Annotated in this window: 2 tRNA genes and 1 rRNA gene; all 3 read right to left on the reverse strand. The window is 46.3% G+C overall.

Going from position 1 to position 510, the window contains the following annotated elements:
- Positions 1-149 precede the first annotated feature (149 nt).
- A tRNA-Ala gene (locus AC1DEF_RS29185) sits at positions 150-225 on the reverse strand.
- A gap of 17 nt (positions 226-242) precedes the next feature.
- A tRNA-Ile gene (locus tag AC1DEF_RS29190) sits at positions 243-319 on the reverse strand.
- 69 nt (positions 320-388) lie between these two features.
- Positions 389-510 (reverse strand): 16S ribosomal RNA (locus AC1DEF_RS29195); the annotation flags it as partial.

Here is a 510-nt window from a genome sequence, read left to right on the forward strand (position 1 = left end):
TAGTGCCAAGGCATTCACCGTGCGCCCTTTCTAACTTAACCATTAGCGAATAAATGGTACAACATAATGTTGTGTTATTTATTGGTTTGATTAAAGAAAAGTTTCACTTTTCCTCAGCAATTACTGTTATCTAGTTTTCAAAGAACAATTGGTGGAGCCTAGCGGGATCGAACCGCTGACCTCCTGCGTGCAAGGCAGGCGCTCTCCCAGCTGAGCTAAGGCCCCATTCGTTTAAATATATATGGTGGGCCTAAGTGGACTCGAACCACCGACCTCACGCTTATCAGGCGTGCGCTCTAACCAGCTGAGCTATAGGCCCATATATATGATAGAGAGAATTCTCTCAAAACTGAACGAAATGAAACGTACGTCATGTAAAAATCCTTAGAAAGGAGGTGATCCAGCCGCACCTTCCGATACGGCTACCTTGTTACGACTTCACCCCAATCATCTGTCCCACCTTAGGCGGCTAGCTCCTTACGGTTACTCCACCGACTTCGGGTGTTACAA

The organism is Priestia sp. 10L35 (assembly GCF_056395685.1).